Source organism: Dietzia sp. 111N12-1 (assembly GCF_001658045.1).
Taxonomy (GTDB): domain Bacteria; phylum Actinomycetota; class Actinomycetes; order Mycobacteriales; family Mycobacteriaceae; genus Dietzia; species Dietzia kunjamensis.
The window spans coordinates 1-1,136 of sequence record NZ_LSSV01000096.1 but is presented as its reverse complement, the minus strand read 5'-3'; the positions used below and the strand labels follow the sequence as shown (position 1 = coordinate 1,136).

Here is a 1,136-nt window from a genome sequence, read left to right as displayed (position 1 = left end):
TAGGTTCGATGTCGGTGGCGGAGGGGGTGGGATGGTGACGACGACGAGTGCACTGTTCGCCGTACCCGAGCCCCTCGGCATGGTCGACAGGGAGGCCGTCAGCGAGGCGGCCCGTGCCGCGACGCTGGCGCAGAACCGCGCCGGGGCCACACGGCTGGAGGCGGCACATGTCCTGGTCGAACAGTTCGCCCGGGCCGAGCAGGCACAGGCGGAGCAGGCCGACGAGGCCGGCGCCGGTTCGCGCCGACCCGCGTACGCCCGGCTGGATCCGGAGGCGCGGGCCCGCGATCACCTCGTGGCGGCGTGCCAGCTCACGTGTTGGCACGCCGCGCGGTTGGTGACGGCCGGGACGCAGATCCACCGGCGGCTGCCCCGTCTGCGGTCCACGGTCGACCGCGGGCTGCTGCCCGAGCTGTTGGCGGTCGATATCGCGTGTCGCCTGGCGGAGGTGTCCGACGCGATCGTGTCGGTCGTGGAGGACGAGGTGGTCGCGCGCTTCACAGGCGATCTCGACGGTGGCGACCGGCCGACCCGCAACGCGGTGGACTCGGCGATCGATGACGCCGTGGAGCGACACGACCCGGCTGCCGCGCAGGACGCCGCCGCAGCGGCGGCCGCCACCCGCTCGGTCCGATTCCGCGGCGACCGGAACGGCATGGCCACGATGTGGGCCAGGCTCACCGCCGCCGATGCCGAACTCCTTCGTCGTCGCATCGAGACCGATGCGTCGGCCGCCTCGGCGGACGGACTGGACGGTTCCCTGGATCAGCTCCGCGCCGACGCCCTCGCCGCGCTCGCCGTCTATCCGCCTGCTGGTGGCCCGCCCGCGACCAGCCCCGGCCCCGGCTCCGGCCCCGGCTCCGGCTCCGGCCCGGCCCCTGCGTCCGAGCACGACGGCATCGAACTCGGCGACGTCAGGCTCGGGGCGGACCTCCCCCGGCCCACACTGGGCAACGCCGCGCGGGCCGGTCAGCCGATCCGCATCAGCGTGATCGCCTCCGCGGCCCGGGGCCTACCCAACCGCGTCGAGTTCGTCCACGGCACCTACAGCAGCGTCGAGTGGCTCTGCACGGAACTGCTCGAGGGCGACGACGCGAGCGTGCGGTTCGACCTCATCGACCCCGCCCCCGGCGTGC

The 1,136-nt window shown here is 74.3% G+C and carries 1 protein-coding gene; it reads left to right on the top strand.

Annotated features, from left to right (window positions below):
- Window positions 1-31: 31 nt before the first annotated feature.
- Window positions 32-1,136 (top strand): hypothetical protein (locus tag AYO52_RS16755; protein WP_067719986.1); only part of this gene is annotated, 1,105 nt, incomplete at its 3' end.